This window comes from Actinomadura sp. NPDC048394, assembly GCF_040651755.1.
Lineage (GTDB): Bacteria > Actinomycetota > Actinomycetes > Streptosporangiales > Streptosporangiaceae > Spirillospora > Spirillospora montaniterrae.
Genome location: NZ_JBEZJL010000021.1, coordinates 74,115 through 89,440 on the forward strand (window position 1 = coordinate 74,115; position 15,326 = coordinate 89,440).

Annotated in this window: 18 protein-coding genes and 1 tRNA gene; 12 read left to right on the plus strand and 7 right to left on the minus strand. The window is 69.9% G+C overall.

From position 1 onward, the window contains the following. Nucleotides 1-159: 159 nt before the first annotated feature. Nucleotides 160-912, minus strand: a complete 753-nt coding sequence (locus AB0C78_RS17220) for a hypothetical protein (protein WP_360748355.1) — start codon at nt 910-912, stop codon at nt 160-162. Nucleotides 913-959: 47 nt separating this feature from the next. Between AB0C78_RS17220 and AB0C78_RS17225 the strand changes: the two genes are divergently transcribed. Beyond that, a tRNA-Pro gene (locus tag AB0C78_RS17225) sits at nt 960-1,033 on the plus strand. 102 nt (nt 1,034-1,135) lie between these two features. Here the strand turns inward: AB0C78_RS17225 and AB0C78_RS17230 are convergent. The 6 genes from AB0C78_RS17230 to AB0C78_RS17255 form a co-directional block, all read right to left on the minus strand. Then, the gene (locus AB0C78_RS17230; RefSeq protein WP_360748358.1) at nt 1,136-2,314 is read right to left on the minus strand and encodes a tyrosine-type recombinase/integrase; all 1,179 of its coding nucleotides are present in this window, start codon (nt 2,312-2,314) and stop codon (nt 1,136-1,138) included. Then, nucleotides 2,292-2,468: a ribbon-helix-helix protein, CopG family gene (locus AB0C78_RS17235; RefSeq protein ID WP_360748361.1), complete on the minus strand. Its 177-nt coding sequence runs from the start codon at nt 2,466-2,468 to the stop codon at nt 2,292-2,294. The genes AB0C78_RS17230 and AB0C78_RS17235 overlap by 23 nt, the downstream gene beginning before the upstream one ends. Nucleotides 2,469-2,618: 150 nt before the next feature. Continuing rightward, on the minus strand, nt 2,619-2,954 hold the full coding sequence (locus AB0C78_RS17240; RefSeq protein WP_360748364.1) for a helix-turn-helix domain-containing protein: 336 nt from the start codon (nt 2,952-2,954) through the stop codon (nt 2,619-2,621). Further along, nucleotides 2,951-3,271, minus strand: a complete 321-nt coding sequence (locus tag AB0C78_RS17245; protein WP_360748367.1) for a hypothetical protein — start codon at nt 3,269-3,271, stop codon at nt 2,951-2,953. Before AB0C78_RS17245 ends, AB0C78_RS17240 begins: the two co-directional genes overlap by 4 nt. A 10-nt stretch (nt 3,272-3,281) precedes the next feature. Then, nucleotides 3,282-4,262 carry an NlpC/P60 family protein gene (locus AB0C78_RS17250; RefSeq protein WP_360748370.1) on the minus strand — a complete coding sequence of 327 codons (981 nt, stop codon included), beginning with the start codon at nt 4,260-4,262 and terminating at the stop codon, nt 3,282-3,284. A 27-nt stretch (nt 4,263-4,289) separates the two neighbouring features. Further along, complete coding sequence (locus tag AB0C78_RS17255) at nt 4,290-4,604, minus strand: helix-turn-helix domain-containing protein (protein WP_360748373.1); 315 nt, start codon at nt 4,602-4,604, stop codon at nt 4,290-4,292. Nucleotides 4,605-4,889: 285 nt separating this feature from the next. On the opposite strand from AB0C78_RS17255, the gene AB0C78_RS17260 reads away from it, so the two are divergent. The 11 genes from AB0C78_RS17260 (at nt 4,890) to AB0C78_RS17310 (ending at nt 15,323) form a co-directional block, all read left to right on the plus strand. Continuing rightward, nucleotides 4,890-5,354, plus strand: coding sequence for a hypothetical protein (locus AB0C78_RS17260; protein ID WP_360748376.1), 465 nt, complete (start codon nt 4,890-4,892; stop codon nt 5,352-5,354). Further along, the gene (locus AB0C78_RS17265; protein ID WP_360748379.1) at nt 5,345-5,689 is read left to right on the plus strand and encodes a hypothetical protein; all 345 of its coding nucleotides are present in this window, start codon (nt 5,345-5,347) and stop codon (nt 5,687-5,689) included. The genes AB0C78_RS17260 and AB0C78_RS17265 overlap by 10 nt, the downstream gene beginning before the upstream one ends. A 200-nt stretch (nt 5,690-5,889) precedes the next feature. After that, nucleotides 5,890-6,456 carry a hypothetical protein gene (locus AB0C78_RS17270; RefSeq protein ID WP_360748382.1) on the plus strand — a complete coding sequence of 189 codons (567 nt, stop codon included), beginning with the start codon at nt 5,890-5,892 and terminating at the stop codon, nt 6,454-6,456. Continuing rightward, complete coding sequence (locus tag AB0C78_RS17275; protein ID WP_360748385.1) at nt 6,453-7,868, plus strand: hypothetical protein; 1,416 nt, start codon at nt 6,453-6,455, stop codon at nt 7,866-7,868. Before AB0C78_RS17270 ends, AB0C78_RS17275 begins: the two co-directional genes overlap by 4 nt. Then, a complete protein-coding gene (locus AB0C78_RS17280) occupies nt 7,858-9,333 on the plus strand; it encodes an SCO6880 family protein (protein WP_360748388.1) in 1,476 nt (491 codons plus the stop codon). Before AB0C78_RS17275 ends, AB0C78_RS17280 begins: the two co-directional genes overlap by 11 nt. Nucleotides 9,334-9,374: 41 nt before the next feature. Beyond that, nucleotides 9,375-10,796, plus strand: a complete 1,422-nt coding sequence (locus AB0C78_RS17285; protein ID WP_360748391.1) for a hypothetical protein — start codon at nt 9,375-9,377, stop codon at nt 10,794-10,796. Beyond that, nucleotides 10,793-12,607: a TraM recognition domain-containing protein gene (locus AB0C78_RS17290; protein WP_360748394.1), complete on the plus strand. Its 1,815-nt coding sequence runs from the start codon at nt 10,793-10,795 to the stop codon at nt 12,605-12,607. Before AB0C78_RS17285 ends, AB0C78_RS17290 begins: the two co-directional genes overlap by 4 nt. An 81-nt stretch (nt 12,608-12,688) precedes the next feature. Continuing rightward, entirely contained in the window at nt 12,689-13,093 is a 405-nt protein-coding gene (locus AB0C78_RS17295) for a DUF4913 domain-containing protein (protein WP_360748397.1), read from the plus strand. Between the two features lie 41 nt (nt 13,094-13,134). Further along, a complete protein-coding gene (locus AB0C78_RS17300) occupies nt 13,135-13,965 on the plus strand; it encodes a hypothetical protein (protein WP_360748400.1) in 831 nt (276 codons plus the stop codon). Between the two features lie 48 nt (nt 13,966-14,013). Continuing rightward, on the plus strand, nt 14,014-14,868 hold the full coding sequence (locus AB0C78_RS17305) for a hypothetical protein (protein WP_360748403.1): 855 nt from the start codon (nt 14,014-14,016) through the stop codon (nt 14,866-14,868). 137 nt (nt 14,869-15,005) lie between these two features. Next, nucleotides 15,006-15,323 (plus strand): hypothetical protein, encoded by a 318-nt coding sequence (locus AB0C78_RS17310; protein ID WP_360748406.1) that lies wholly within the window; start codon nt 15,006-15,008, stop codon nt 15,321-15,323. The last annotated feature ends 3 nt before the right edge of the window (nt 15,324-15,326 follow it).

Below are 15,326 nucleotides of genomic sequence, written 5' to 3' on the forward strand. Positions count from 1 at the left end.
CCCCACGTGCCGTCCGCTTCCGACACCCCAGTCCCCCGTTCGGCGTTTCATGCCTGGGAGAAAAAGCTACATACGTCGGCGAAGGTCCGTTCGCCACCATCTTCGTTACCAGTCCGGATCTTTACCCGGCTTTTTCTTTTCGCCCCAATAGGACCGCTTTCACTGACCCTCCGGAAACGAACCCCTACCCACCTCTGTGACCTGCATCACAGCCCCCGCGAGCGCCGTCACGCACCCCGCCGCCGCCTCCGCGGACGTCCCCTCCGGATGCAGCGTCAGCACCGCGACGATCTTCCCGTCCACCACCCCGGTCGTGTGCAACGCGGGCCGTCCGAGCCCCAGCTCCTCCGGCGCGGGCCGCCGGTCCGGCACGTCCTCGAACCCCGACCACCCCTGCTTGACCGCCAACGGCCCCGGCACCGCCCCCGCGATGCCGAAGACCTGATCGAACCCGTCCGCCCCCTTCTCCCCCATCCGCCCCAACTGCTCCAACACGAACCGCCCCTCCGGCACCCCCAACGCATACCGATAAGTACGCACCACATCGCCTGCACTGATCCCCGTGTACCCCCACCACCCGGGCATGTCCTGCGGCGGCGGCACCGTCTCCCGCAACCCGGCCCGCCTCACCATCCGCTCGACGATCTCCGCCTGCCCGCCGCGCTCCCACACCTCGTCCGCCGCCGCGTCATCGCTCGCCCGCAGCATCGCCTCGACCATCTCCCGGTCCCGCCCGTCGACCACCCGCCCCCGCAGGAAGTCGAGCGCCAGGAGCACCTTCACCACCGAGGCCGACCGGAACACCTCCGCCGGCCGCCGCTCCGCCACCGCAAGCCCCGCCGCGACATCGAAGACGGCCCACGAGGCCCGCACCCCCGCCGGCACCTCCACCGCCCAGAACCCGGTACGCACGACCCTCCAGACTGCGCTAGAGTAATCACGCCCGCTAAGGCGGGCACCGGGACGTAGCGCAGTTTGGCAGCGCACTTGACTGGGGGTCAAGGGGTCGTGGGTTCAAATCCCGCCGTCCCGACAGAGAAAGGCCAGGTCAGAGGGGCTTCGGAGATCACTCCGGAGCCCTTTTTCGATCTTGAAGGTCGATGGGGAGCCAAAAGGGGAGCCACCGTCACCCGATCTACGCCGACTTGCTCGGACCGAACACCACGTCGACGACCTCCGCGCCCTTGGTGACCACCGGCCGGAGTTGATGCCGGTAGACCTCCCCGGTGACCGCCGGCGAGGAGTGCCCGCACAGATCGGCGATCGCCTCGATGGGCAGCCCGCCGTCACTCATGATCGAGACGAACGAGTGACGCAGTTCGCGCGGCGACCAGGTCTCCCCGATCCCCGCCTTCTTGGTGATGAGCCGGAACGCCCGCCGCACGTTGGCGGCGTCCAGCGGTCGGCCGCTCGTCGAGCAGAACACCAGGCCGTTGTCCTGCCACACCTCCCCCGCTTTGAGCCGCTGCGCGGCCTGCCGCGTGTGGTGTTTGCGCAGAGCCTCCGCCGCCCGTCCAGGCAGTTCCAGCGTCCGGCGCGACTTCTCGGTCTTGGTGTCGCCGCCGGCCCGCACGGACCGCCACACGTAGATGGCGAACCTTTCGTGATCGAAGCCAGCCTTGACCACCGGCCGCCATTCTTCTTCGTCGACCCACGCCACGACGTGGTCCCATTGCAGCGCCCGCGCCTCTTCGGTGCGGACGCCCGTCAGGAGGCTGAGCTCGACGTAGGCGTGCAGTCGCGATGACTTGGCGGCCTCGAGAACGGCTTGGGCCTGCTCGAGCGTGAGCGCCCGGCTTGGACGCCCGGCAAGGCCCTTGGGGGTCTTGACCAGCTCGGCCACGTTCCGGGTGACCATATCTCGCGCCTGCGCCTGACGGATCGCGCGCTTGAGGATCGCGTGCACGAGCCGCAGGGTCCGGGTGGACAGCGAGCCGGTGAGTCCGTCGAGCCAGGTGTCCACGTCGTCCGCCCGCAGGTCGCCCAGCTTGGGCTTGCCGATCAGCGGGATGACGTGCTTGCGGGCGAGACTCCGGTAGTTGATGACCGTGTCGTCGTCGAGGCCCCGAAGGCCCTTGGCGAGCCAGTCCTCCACGGCGTCCCCGACCGTGTAGTTCACGGGAGTCTTGACCCCCGCTTCCAGGTCGGCGACTGCCTCCTTGAGCCTGTCCAGAACCTGACTCTTGGTCCTTCCCTTCCGCTTGAGCCGCTTGCGCTTGCCGTCCGGCCCGAAGCCGAGGGCCACGGCTCCGGTATAGCCCCCTTTCTCCTGGTAGATGGTTCCTGCGTACTTACCGATCAAGATCTTGCTCAATCGATCGCTCCTCGCGTCGGTCGAGATACTCCTTGATCGCTTTCCTGATGACCCAGGACACGTCGCGTTCCTGCGACTCCGCGTAAACGGCAAGGCGCTGCTTGAACGCCATGTCCACCCGCACCGCGGGCAGGGTCGTCCTGTCTTGCTTCATGTGTGCATCTCCTCTCGTCAGTTGCCTGTGCCGAGGTGAGATCGCGCTCGTGTCGATGGAGTTATCAAGAAGCGACCCCCGGGCCCCTCGTCGGAGAGGCCCGAGACCATGCGTAGCACACCGTAGCGCAAGCACTACAGACAGTGCGCGTCACTCTTCGAGCGAGGCGATGAAGTCGGCGAGCTGTCGAGCGGTGATCCGGCGGAGCCGTCCGATCTTGATGCTGCGCAGGCGGCCGGTCCGGATCAGCATGAACACCTTGTCTCGACCGATCTGAAGAGTCTCGGCGACCTGCTTGACCGTGTAGACCTGGATCTTCTCGTCTCCTGGGATCTCTTCGGCGGCGAGTCGTTCCGCCTGGGCGAGCCGGCATTGACCCGCGTGGCCAGCGCGGTCGCTTGTTTCTCGGCTTCCGACACCTCCGCTGAGCTCCCGAGCATCCCGAGGTCCGCGTCGCACGTCTTCTCGATTCGTGTGTGCGGTCATGCGAAGCACCAGCCGGTGTCGCAGGAGCCGTCACCGTCTTCGAAGGGAAGGGTGTCGGTGTTGGGGGTGATGGCGAACAGGAAGGTCCGAAAGTCGACGTGGCCTTGGGCGGCCAGGACAAGGGCGGCGGTGGATTGCCAGCCGCCGCCGTAGCTGAACGCCCGGATCGGCCCGCACGGCGGCGGTGTCTTCCTGGTTCGGGATGGTGCCGTGTGGCGGGCGGTTCGTTTCGACCGGGCGCGGCCGTCGGGGTGATCGTGGTCGCGGTGGTCGCGGCAGTTCCGGTGGGTGGTGGCGTGGGTGTGGTGGTGGGGCATGGCCCTCCGGTCAGGCTGCGCTGTGGGAAGTGCTCGGGCGGGTGGCGCCGATGTATTGGTGTTCGCGGTAGGGGTTGCCGGTGAACTGGGAGATGCGGACGATGTCGCCGGTTTGTGGGGCGTGGATCATTTGTCCGTGGCCGTAGTAGAGGCCGACGTGGTGGATCGTCGCTGGGTTTCGGGTGTTGGTGGCGAAGAACAGCAGGTCACCGGGGCGTAGTTGGGTGCGTGGGATGTGCGGGCCAGCGGTGTACTGGGCGGCGGCGATGCGTGGGAGTTGGATGCCGGCCTTTGCCCAGGCGTATTGGGTGAGGCCGGAGCAGTCGAACCCTTTGGTCCCGGCGCCTTGGGCCGTGCCGTAGCTCGGGCCTGCCGGTCCGCCGCCGCCCCAGGAGTAGGGGGTGCCGAGCCAATACAGCGCGGCGCGGACCGCGATGGCGCCGCGTCCGCTCGCGGCGGGTGTGGGGGTGGCGTAGGCGGCGGCCTGGGTGAGGACTTTGTGGACGTACCAGTCGGCGTGGTTGTACTGCCAGATCGCCTGGTACAGGTGCCGTCCGCCTTGACCGGCGTGCTTGGCGCACAGGTAGCGGGCGGCGCCGTAGATGGCGTCGGCGGGGTTATAGCGGTCAGTGTGTCCGTCGTGGTCGCCGTCAACGCCGTAGGTCGCCCAGGTCCCCGCGAGGAACTGCATGGGGCCGGCGGCGCCCGCGCTGTTCTCCCCAGTCTTCACGCCGGGTGCGGTGGAGCGGCCATGGTCGGATTCGATCTTGCCGATCGCGGCGAGGATGTTCCAGCCCAGGCCCGGGCAGGTTAGGGCGGCGTCGAGGTACCAGCGCAGGTAGGCGGGTGGGATGTCGGTGCGGGCGAGCCGGGTGGGCGCTCCCGCAGCCGGACCGGCGCTGATGGCCTGGTCCTGTTGTCCGGCGAGGAGTAGGACGAGGGCGAGTGGGAGCGCCAGGACGGCGGCGCAGATGGTGGCGGCGGCCTTCACCGTGCGGGCCGCCGCCGGGTCGCGGTGTTAGTCGGTGTTGGTGGTGGGGTGTTGGGCGGTGGTGCGGGCGCGTCGTTGGGCGCGGTAGCCGGCTCCCTTCTTGGGCTGGTCGCTGGGGTTGGGTGTGTCTGGGTCATCGGCGGGGCCCCCGGGTTGGTGGTGGGGCTGCCGCAGCACCTCGCGGACTGCTTCCCAGGAGTAGCGGAAGTCCTTGCCGGTCTTGAGCGCGGGGATCTGCCCGGCGTTGGCCATCCGGCGGACGGTCTGGGGCGACAGGCCGAGTTTGGTCGCGAGTTCGGCGGTGGTGAGCACGTCGGGGTCGCGGCCGGGCGTGTCGGTCATCGCTGGGGCTCCTGGGGTTGCGGTCATGGTGCGGGTGGTCCTTCCAGTGTGGCGGATCGGGTGCTGCGGTAGCGCGTTGTCAGTGGTGTTGGCTTGTGAAGAAGTTGTTTGGTGATGCTTGCGCTCCACAAGTCTGCCACTTACTGTAATCACTCATCAACCCAGAGCAATGATTCGGGGGTATGGGTGAGTCTTCGCCAAACCAGAACGATCCGCCCGGCATCGGGACCGGAACCGGGACCAGGCGCAGCGCCGGGCGTCGAGCCGGAGGCGCTGGATGTGGTGGTGGCCGGTGCGCACGGCGGCGCCGGCACCAGCACTCTGGCGGCGCTGCTGCCGGCGGTATGGGACATGGGCTCGATCGAGTCGCTGCTGGATCTGGACTGTGCTCCGCTGGACACCAAGGGCCGGCCGATCGTGCTCGCGGCGCGTAACACCGCGGTGGCGGCCACGCGGGCGACGGCAGCGATCGGGGTCCTGCGCGAGTGGGACGAGCGGGTGGCGGCGCTGGCGATCGTCAGCGATGGAGGTCCGGAGTCGCGGGACGCCACCGCCCGGTTCGCGCTGCTGGAAGCGCGCGTCGGCGGGATCGTCCGGGTCCCCCACGTCCGCCAGCTACGCCTGGCCGAGGCCCCGACCGAGGTCGTCCTGCCCGGTAAGGCGCGACACGCCATCGACCAGCTCCGCCGCCTAGTGGGCGACGCCGATGGCAGCGTAGCGGTGCGCTGCGGGGAGGTGGGATGTCGCTGACTCTCTTCGTTCTCCGCGCGGCTCAGGTCGGTCGGCTGCTGGAGGAGCCGTGGCGGCTGCGGCCACAGGACGGTCTGGGAGTGCCTGTGCCCGACCCGCCGCCGGCGCCGCCGCCGGGGCTGGACGCCAAAATGAACACGCTGCTGTCGTGGGGCAAGTGGGGCGTGCTGATCTGCGGCGTCGCCGGGCTGTTCATCTGCGCAGGCCAGATGGCCATCGGCCGCAAGAACCGTTCCACCTTCGCTGCCGACGGCGCCACCGGCATCCCTTGGGTGCTGGGCGGTCTCAGCCTGGCGGCCACCGCGGCCCCCATCGTCGGGGTGTTCTTCAAATGACCCGACTCCCTCGCATCACACGGCCGCGCAACGCGGACACAGCCAGCTCATCGTCCCGGCGCATCGGTGGATTGCTCCTCGCCGCGATCGTCGGCGGCGGTCTTGTTGGCGCCGCCACGCATCTGACCGTTCCCGCTCCCGATCCGACCCAGCACATCACGCGGGCTTCCATCCCTCCGTCTCCCCCAGATAAGCGGGTGATGGCCGCTCCGCCCCTGTCGTTCGCCGAGATGACCTGGCGCGACTACCACGGCGTCGCCCTCCCCTACTCCGCCGCGGACGGCCCTCGCAGCACCGCCGGTGATCTGGCGTCGGGGTTCGCTCGGACACCGTCCGGGGCGCTGCTGGCGGCGGTGCACGTCGCGGTGCGCGCCAACGCGCAGTGGGGGCCGAAGGTGTTCGAGCCGACCATCGCCGAGCAGGTCATCGGCCCGGACGCTCCCACTCTGCTGGCCGCAACGCGGCAGCTCTACGACAAGCGCCGCGGGAAGCTGCGAGACGGGGCGGCGCTGGGGCGCGCGTACGTGGTGCTGGAGGGGTTCCGCTGGCAGGGCTACTCCCCCGACGCCGCCAGCCTCGACCTGGTCTCCGCCGGGCCCGGCGACAGCGACATGACGGTGCGGGCCGTCACCCGGATTCAACTGCAGTGGCAGGACGACGACTGGCGGGTCATCGCCCCGCCCGGCGGAACCTGGGGCGGGGCGGCAGCCTCGATCCCCTCTGCCGACGGCTACGTCCGCTTCCCGAACGGAGGCGGCGGCTCATGACGATGCTCTTGGTTCCACCGGACCCGTGCTCATCGGTGCTGGACCCGGGCTGCGTGCAGACGGTCGACAACGACGACCATCCCTGGGGCCCGCCGATGCCCGACATCCCCGGCGAAATCGGCAGCAATGCCGTCGAGAAGGCGGCGAAGGCGTTCCAGTCCGCGGTGGGGTGGCTAGTCTCCCACACCGCGTCCTGGTGGGTGAAGACGCCCTCGCCGAACCTGGAGACCGAGTCGGCGATCGGGTACCTGCAACTGTTGGTGCAGCCGTTGACGGTCGCGGTGGCGGTGCTGGCGCTGCTCGTGGTCGCCGGGAAGATGGCGCTCACACGCAAGGCCGCCCCCGCGATCGACGTCGGCCGTGGCCTGCTGGTGCTGGCCACCGTGACCGCGATCGGGACGGTGCTGCCGAACCTGCTGCTGCAGTGGGGCGATGAGTGGTGCGGCTGGGTGTTGAACGCCTCCTCGCAAGGCGGCTTCGCCAAGCGAATGGCCGAGATCGTCATCATCCCGACCGGGACGCCGGCGGCGCTGGTGCTGGTGCTGTCCCTGGTGGCGCTGTTCATCGGCATCGTGCAGGCACTGCTGTTGCTGTTCCGCGGCGCCGCTCTGGTCATCCTCGCCGGACTGCTACCGCTGGCCGCCGCCGGAGGCATCACCGCCGCAACGAAGTCGTGGCTGACCCGGGTCGGGGGCTGGATGCTCGCGCTCATCTTCTACAAACCCGCTGCAGCGGCCGTCTATGCGACCGCGTTCACCCTCATCGGGACCGGCAAGAACCTGCATTCGGTGCTCATGGGATTCGCGATGATGCTGATCAGCCTGATCGCGTTCCCGGTGCTGCTGAAGTTCTTTACCTGGACCACCGGCGGCGCGGAAGCCGGGAGCGGCGGCGGCATCCTCGGCGCGCTGATGGGCGGCGCCACCGCCCTTGGTGCTCTGCGCGGATACGGTGCGGCCGGCGGCTCCGGCAGTGGAGGGCGCGGCGCGGCCAGCGAACATGCCGACTATCTCAGCCAGCAGCTCGGCGACCAAGACAACACCGCTTCCGGTGCCGCGCCGTCCCCACCGCAACCCGACTCCGGGCAAAGGGTCCAGGGCGGCTTCGCCGACATCGGCGCCGCGGATTCTTCGAGCCCTGATCCCGGTGCGCCGGCAGGAAGCACGCCACCGGGCTCCGACCAGTCCGCGACCACCGGAAATACGGCAGGCAACGCTGGCGGATGGGCGCCACCCGACGGTGGTCAAGGTGAGCCGGTCGGCCCCGCGACTATGCAGACGGCTGAACGCGAGCGGCACCGCGGCGCGGACACCCTGCGCTGGATGGGCAATCCCACCGGCTCCACAGACACAGGAGGCTCTGGCGGCCCGTCGGGCGCTGCCGGTGAAGGAGGTGGCGCAGGTGGGGCATGACATCCGCACCTACGGTGGCTGGCGGCGCCGGCATGGCATCGGGCTGCTCGGGCTGGACACCACCGCCACCTTCATCGCGCTTGGCGTGGCGGTGCTGCTGGTTCTGGTCGCCGCCATCGCTCCCGATGTCCTCGTCTACCTTCTCCCGCCGATTGCGGTGGTGGGCGGGTTGGGGCTGATCCGGGTCGGTGGGGTGCCGATCGGGCGGCTGGTGGTGGCGCGGTGCCGGTGGCGATGGGGCGTGCTGCGCGGCCACAACCGTTATCGCGCCGGCGTCGTCATCGACCACCCGCGCGCCTTCCAGCTTCCCGGCGTGCTGGCGCCGTTGACGTTGCTGAGTGCCGAGGACGGGTACGGCGGCCGGTACGGGATCGTGTGGGACCGGCGTACCGGGCTGCTCACCGCGACGTTGCGGGTGGTGCCGGCCTCGACGTGGCTGGCCGACCGGACCGACGCCGACTCCTGGGTCGCGGCCTGGGGAGGCTGGCTCGCCGCCCTCGGTCACATGCCCCCGGTCCGGTGGGTCACCGTCACCGTCGATACCGCGCCCGAGCCCGGCTCCACGCTCGCCGACGCGGTCCGGCAGGCCGTCATGCCCAGCGCGCCTGAGCGGGCGCGGGCCATCATGAACGAGTTGGTGCAGGCGGCTCCGGCCGCGGCGGCCGATGTCGATACCCGCGTCTCGGTCACCTTCGACCCCAGATCCTCGGCTGCCGCGCCCAAGGATCTGTTCGAGGCGGTCGCCGACCTCGGCCGCATCCTCGACGGGCTGGCGTCCCGACTCGGCGGCTGCGGAGTGTCGGTCCAGGGCAGGGCGACCGCAGCGGAGATCGCCGGGACGGTGCGGACCGCGTTCGACCCGCACGCCCGCGGCGAGGTCAACCGCCTCCTGTCCGGGCCACGGGCCGATGAGGTGCTGGGCTGGTGTGACGCAGGCCCAGTCGCCGCGACCGAGCACACCGGCCACTACGAGCACGACGGTGGTGTCTCGGTGAGCTGGGCCTGGCACGAGCCGCCCCGCCAAAACGTCCGCGCCGACATCCTCGCCCGCCTCGTCGCGCCCGGCCCATTCCCCAAGCGCATCACCTTGCAGTACCGGGCGCTGCCCGCGGCGGCTGCGAGCCGTGTCCTGCAGCAGGAGGTGAACGCGGCGGCGTTCCGCACGCAGTTCCGGCGCCGCACCGGCCGCGACGAAACCGCCCGCGACAGCTGGGACTCTGCGCGCGCCCGCCAAGCCGCCGCCGAAGAGGCCATGGGGGCCGGGGTGTGCCTGGTGTCGATGTACGCCACCGTCACCGTCACCGAACCCGAGCAGCTGCGCCGCGCCGTCGCGCACGTCGAGGCGTCCGCGGACGCCGCCAAGATCCGGCTGCGGCGGCTGTGGGGCAGCCAAGCCGCCGGGTTCGCCACCACCCTGCCGTGCGGCATCTGCCCACCCGAACTCTCTCGCCGCCTCAACCACTGAACCGGAGAACACAGCACATGACCTCGGTTGAAGCACAAGCCATGGCCGAGCCACTCGCGCCTGCCTGGGGCTGGCGCGGCCCTGATACCGGACGCGCCGCCCACATCGAACCCGCGTCCGAATACCAGACCACCACCAGCCAGGTCTGCGGCCTCTATCCCTTCACCGCCGGCTCGGGCACACCGACGATCGGCACCCCGGTCGGACGCCACCAGCTGTGGGGCGAGGTCGTCTGCCTCGACCCGCTGGCCTGGCTGCGGGCGGGTCTGGTCACCAACCCCGGCATGTTCGTGCTCGGCCAGCCCGGCACCGGCAAGTCCACGCTGGTCAAACGCCTGGTAACCGGCGCCGTCGCCACAGGCACCACCCCGATCATCCTCGGCGACACCAAACCCGACTACACCCGCCTGGTCGACTACCTCGGCGGCCAGGTCATCCGCGTCGGACGCGGCGTCGACCGTATCAACCCCCTCGACGCCGGCCCCTTGAACGAAGCCCGCCGGCGCCTCGCCGGCGCCGATGCCGAGGCCCTGTGGTGGGAAGTCCGGTCGCGTCGGCTGTCGCTGCTGCTGGCCCTGGCCACCCTGGTCCGGGAAGCCCGCATCACCAACGCCGAAGAGGTCGTTCTCGGCCGCGCCATCGACCTGCTCGACGACCGCCTCGACCGCGACCCGACGATCGTGGACGTCCTGCACATCCTCGAACAAGGCCCCGAGGAGCTGCGGTCGGCGACCCGGACCGACACCGCCGACTCCTACCGCGCCCAGACCCGCGACCTCGTGTTCACCCTCGACCTGCTCATCTCCGGGTCGCTCGCAGGCGTCTTCGACGCCGCCACCACTCGCCCGCTCAACCTCGACGCCCCCGCGGTCAGCGTCGACATCTCGCGGGTCCGCGCCGCCGGCGACAAGCTGCTCACCGCCGCGATGCTGTGCACCTGGGCTTATGCGTTCGGCATGGTCGACGCCGCGACCACTCTTGCCGACCTGCACGCTGCTCCGCGCCGCTCCTACCTGGGCGTCATGGACGAACTCTGGCGCGCGCTACGCGGCGCCCCCGGGCTGGTCGAGCACGCCGACTCCCTCACCCGCCTCAACCGCGCCAAGGGCATGGCCTCCATCATGATCACCCACTCGCTCGCCGACCTGGACTCGCTGGCCACCGAGGAAGACCGCGCCAAGGCCAAAGGCTTCGCCGACCGCTCCGCCATCACCGTCCTGGCCGGACTCCCACCGCGCGAGCTCGCCCGGATACACGAGATCACTCCACTCACCGGTCCCGAGCAGCAGCTCGTCACCTCGTGGTCGGCGCCGGACTCCTGGCAGCCCGGCGCCCGCCACCCCGGACGCGGCAAGTACCTGATCAAGACCGGCGAACGCCTTGGCATCCCCGTCGAACTCTCCCTCGTCGGCCCCGAGACTGACCTGTACGACACCGACCAGGCCATCCGGGCGACCGTATGATCCGAGCCCTCGGGCCCCGTGCCTCGATCCTCGACTCCAACGCCGGCGCCGCCTGGCTCGTCCTGGCCGCCTGCTGGGCACCCATCGCCGCCCTCTGGCTGGTCTGGGTCGCGGCCAAGCTCGCCGCAACCCTCGTCGGAGGTTCCGTTGCCCACTTCGGCGCGGGCTTCGCCGTCGCGATCGCCCGCCGCCAGTTCCAGACCGCCTGGCCCGCCACGCCAACACCGCTCGTCCTGCTCATCTTGGTACTGCTGCTCGCCGCCCTGGGTGGGGTCGGCTGGACGCTCTGGCGGCGCATCGCAGAACGCCTTCCCTGGCCCGGAGACGCAGTGGCCGCACTGGCTGACAACCCCGGCCTCGCCGAACTCCAACCGGCCGCGACAGCGAGAAAGGCCGTCGCGCTGCGCCACTCCCTCACCGCCCCGCCAGATCAGCTCGACCGAGACGACATCGGCCTGGTCCTGGGGGACGTGCTGCTGCCGGGTGACCGGACCGGGCCCACGCTGTTCGCCTCGTTCGAGGACACCGTGATCGCCTTCATGGCGCCCCGGTCGGGTAAGACGACCACCCAGTCGATTCCGCACGTGCTGTCGGCGCCGGGGCCGGTCATCGCCACCAGCAACAAAGCCGACCTGTGGGTCGCCATCTCCACCGTCCGCGCCGAACGCACCAAAGGCCGGACCTGGCTGTTCGACCCGCAGCACATCACCTACCAACCCCAGACCTGGTGGTGGAACCCCCTCGCCGGGCTGACCACCGTCGAAGACGCCCACCGCCTGGCCGGCCACTTCGTCCTCACCGTCGACGACGGCCAGAAGAAGGACCTGTGGGGGCCGGCGGCCCAGGACCTGCTGTGCGCGCTGTTCCTGGCCGCCGCCACCTCCGGCCGCTCCCTGCACCACGTCGCCCAATGGCTCGACGAACCCGCCGTCCCCACCCCCATCGAACTACTCCAAGAAGCCGGATTCCAGCTCATGGCCTCCTCGCTGAAGGGCACCCAGAACGGCGCGGTCGAAACCCGCGACGGGATCTACCAGACCGCCCGCACCGCCGCCAAAGCCCTCCGCGACCAGCAAATCCTCGCCTGGGTCACCCCCGCCCGCGACCTGCCGGTCTTCGACCCGCACGCCTTCGCCGGCACCCGCGACACCCTCCACCTGCTGTCCAAGTCCCTGTCGGCTGCAGCTCCTCTGATCGCCGCGCTCACCGACACCACCATGCGCGCCGCCGAACGCCGCGCCGAACAAGCCGGCGGACGCCTCGACCCGCCCCTGATCGTTGCGCTCGACGAGGCCGCCAACATCTGCCGCATCGCCGACCTCCCCCAGCTGTACTCCCACCTCGGGTCGCGCGGGATCATCCCGGTGACCATCCTGCAAAGCTACGAGCAGGGCGTCACCGTGTGGGGCGAGCCCGGCATGGCCGCGTTGTGGGGCGCTGCGACCCGCAAACTCATCGGCGCCGGCATCGACTCGCCCCGCCTGGTCCGCGACCTGGCCACCCTCATCGGACAACACGACGTCCCCGTGCGCTCCATCACCTACAACGACGGACGCGCCAGCGAACAGGTCTCCCTGCGCCGCCAAGACATCCTCGAAGCCGCCGACATCCGCGCCCTGCCCACCGGCACCGCCCTCCTGCTGGCCACCGGCACCAAACCCGCCCTGCTCCGCCTGCGCCCCTGGTACCGCGGCCCCCACGCCACCGCCATCAACAAAGCCATCCAGGCCGCCGACACCGCCATCGCTCAAGCTGCCCGCCGCCACCACGGCCAGCCCGAACGCACTCAGCTGCCAGAGCTGGACGCCTAGCTCCGCGCCCCGCTGCCCAAGGAATCCGCCGAGACAAACGGGTGACGTCGTCATGCCCGACTCCATAGTTCAGGAGGCTCAGTGCCCGTCGAAGACATCGCGACCAACCCTGCGGGCGACAAGCTCAAGCCGCTGTACCCCAGCCTGACCAGCTGGGTGACGACCCACTTCGTCCCCATGTACCGCCGCACACTCGGCGGCGAATTCCGCTGGTGCGCCCAATGGTGGCACCACGGCGAGGCGATCTCCCGCCTCACCGCCCTCTGGTACGCCTGGGAAGCCATGCGGCTGCAAGGCGCCACCGGCATGGCCCTGTGGTACCGCGACCACCTCGACCACCAACTCCCCGTCCTCCTCGGACCCCGCGGCCCCTTCTACCAGTGCACCGAGAACGAGCACCTCACCCCGCACGAAGCCCGCGTCACCCCGGTCCCCGACGGCTGGCTCGGCCCCGACAACGGCGTCCCCGCTCTCGCCGAAGCCTGACCCCGGCCCACCGCCTCTCACGCCATTGCCTGGAGATTCGCATGCCCGATCCCGATGACGCCATCGCCGCAGTGCTCGACGCCTACCAGCGCGAACTGCTGTCCAGCGACGTTCCCAGCCATCGCACCGACCCGTCCCTGGCCGGATCGCTCGTCCAGTCGTTGCTCGAACAGCTCGCCCGCTACGCCGCCCAGCACGGACTGGACGTCCACGACACGCTCGAGGAGCTGCACCAACGCAGCATCGACCGCAGCGGCACGAAGACGGAGCCCGTCCACAACTTCCGACTCGGCACCCAAGTACAGATTCGCCAACAGGAGACCGCCACCGGAGCCAAGCCCCGGTACCCGCGCTGGCGCGGCTTCATCACCTCCCTCACCGAAGCACCGGGTGGCGACGCCCGGTGCACGGTCCGCGTCCCAGCCGTCGCCGACACCATCCACGTGACCGCGTCCGAACTCGAACCCGCCGACTCACTTCTGCCGGTCGCCACGCGAACCGCCGGAGTCGTGCACCAAGCGCGTGACGCCGAGGAAACGATCACCGCTCTCACCGCCCGGCTCGAACGCAACGCCGACACCGCCCCGGTCACCTACCAGGAAAAGCTGGACGACCTGGCTCGGCTGTCCGAAGCCCTGGCCACATGGTCCGGCGGCCAGCCTGAAGGGATCGTCCGCCACCTGCCTCCCCGCATCTCAAATGCCGCCCGCCAAACCGACAGCGCCGACAGCGCCGACCCGCCTGGCCTCGCCCCGGTCGCCCGGCTCGCCGCGACCGGGTTCCCGCAAGGCCCCACACCCATTCGGCCCGACGACCCGCCCACCGTCACGAGGCTGCCGGACCGCTCCAATCGACGCCCGCGCCGCCCCTAGGACGTCGCAACACCCACGGCACCAAGCCACCTGCTGCATGGAGGTTCCATGACCGAAGCCGGCACCGAAGAGTTCGCCGAGTTCGGAGCCGCAGCTCTCGATGCCTTCCAAGCCCTCTTCGAGCAGACCGAGCACCTCGACCACCGGACAAACGACGAGGACGCCCGCGAGCTGATCAGCGACCTGCTGGTCGACCTGATGCACTACGCCGAGCACCGCGGAATCGAGTTCAACGACCTCGTCGCCGAAGCGCAGGCCTACTACGACACCGAACGCGACAACCCCAACGCCTTCGCCATCGGCTCGACCATCCAGCTCGAAGGCCCCGCCGCCCACGAGGCGATACTGCTGGGCCAGCCGACACGAGGCAGCGTCACCGGCGTCCTGGTCTCCCACCAGGGCCAGACCGAGTACTACGTGCGTTTCCTTGGACACAACGAGAACCAGGCCGTCCTCGCCGCCAACCTGAAACCCGCACCGCCCTTCCCAGCCACACCCACGACTCAAGGTGTCGTGCACGACCCGCTCAAAGCCGAACAGCTCCTGGTCGACGCGGCAACCCGCATCGCCATGGCAGACATCCACAGCCGACAGCCAAGCCAGGACGACCTACGAGACCACCGAACCCTGCTGGCCGCGCTCACCACCTGGAACAACATGCACGAACGCAACGTCACCGACCTGCTGCTGAGCAGGGTCACCGAACACCTGAACGCAGCAGAACTGGACGACACCACCAAGCAGCCAGCGCCAGCCGCAGAATCGACCGCTCGGCTCACGCCCGCCCAACTCGCCGCCCAAGCGTTCCCGCTCCCCCTGGCCGACAGCATCGCCAGCGACCAGAAGCCGGCCACGACCCGCGCGTCACGCACACGGCAACCGCCGCCCAGCCCCAGTCGCTAACCGGCCTCGCGGTCGCCGCCCAATCAACGAACAGCAACACCACGGAGGATCTCCTGAAGCACCAGTTCCAGTACCTCACGCGACAGATCAAAGCCGCCGACTCCATCCCCGCGCTACTCACCGCCGCCTTCATCGGCGTGGACCTGATCGAGCGCACCACGACCCTGCTGCCCGACATCGGCAACGACCAGACCCGCCTCGACTCCGAGACCGCGACCAGCGCCGCCATCGACGCATGGTGGGCGCTGTCGCAAGCCCCCACCCTCGCCTGGCCCGGCGCCGCGCCCATGACCACGGGCGAGACCCAGGAACTCGCCGAGGCGATCGCCGACTTCGTCCTGGTCGTCACCGAAGCGATCCTCAACGTCGCATCCAAGTCCGCCGATCCCGGTGACCGTGTCGCCTGCCTGCAGGCCACACATCACGTCGGCCGCCTTCACGCGGCCCTGAAGTAGGAA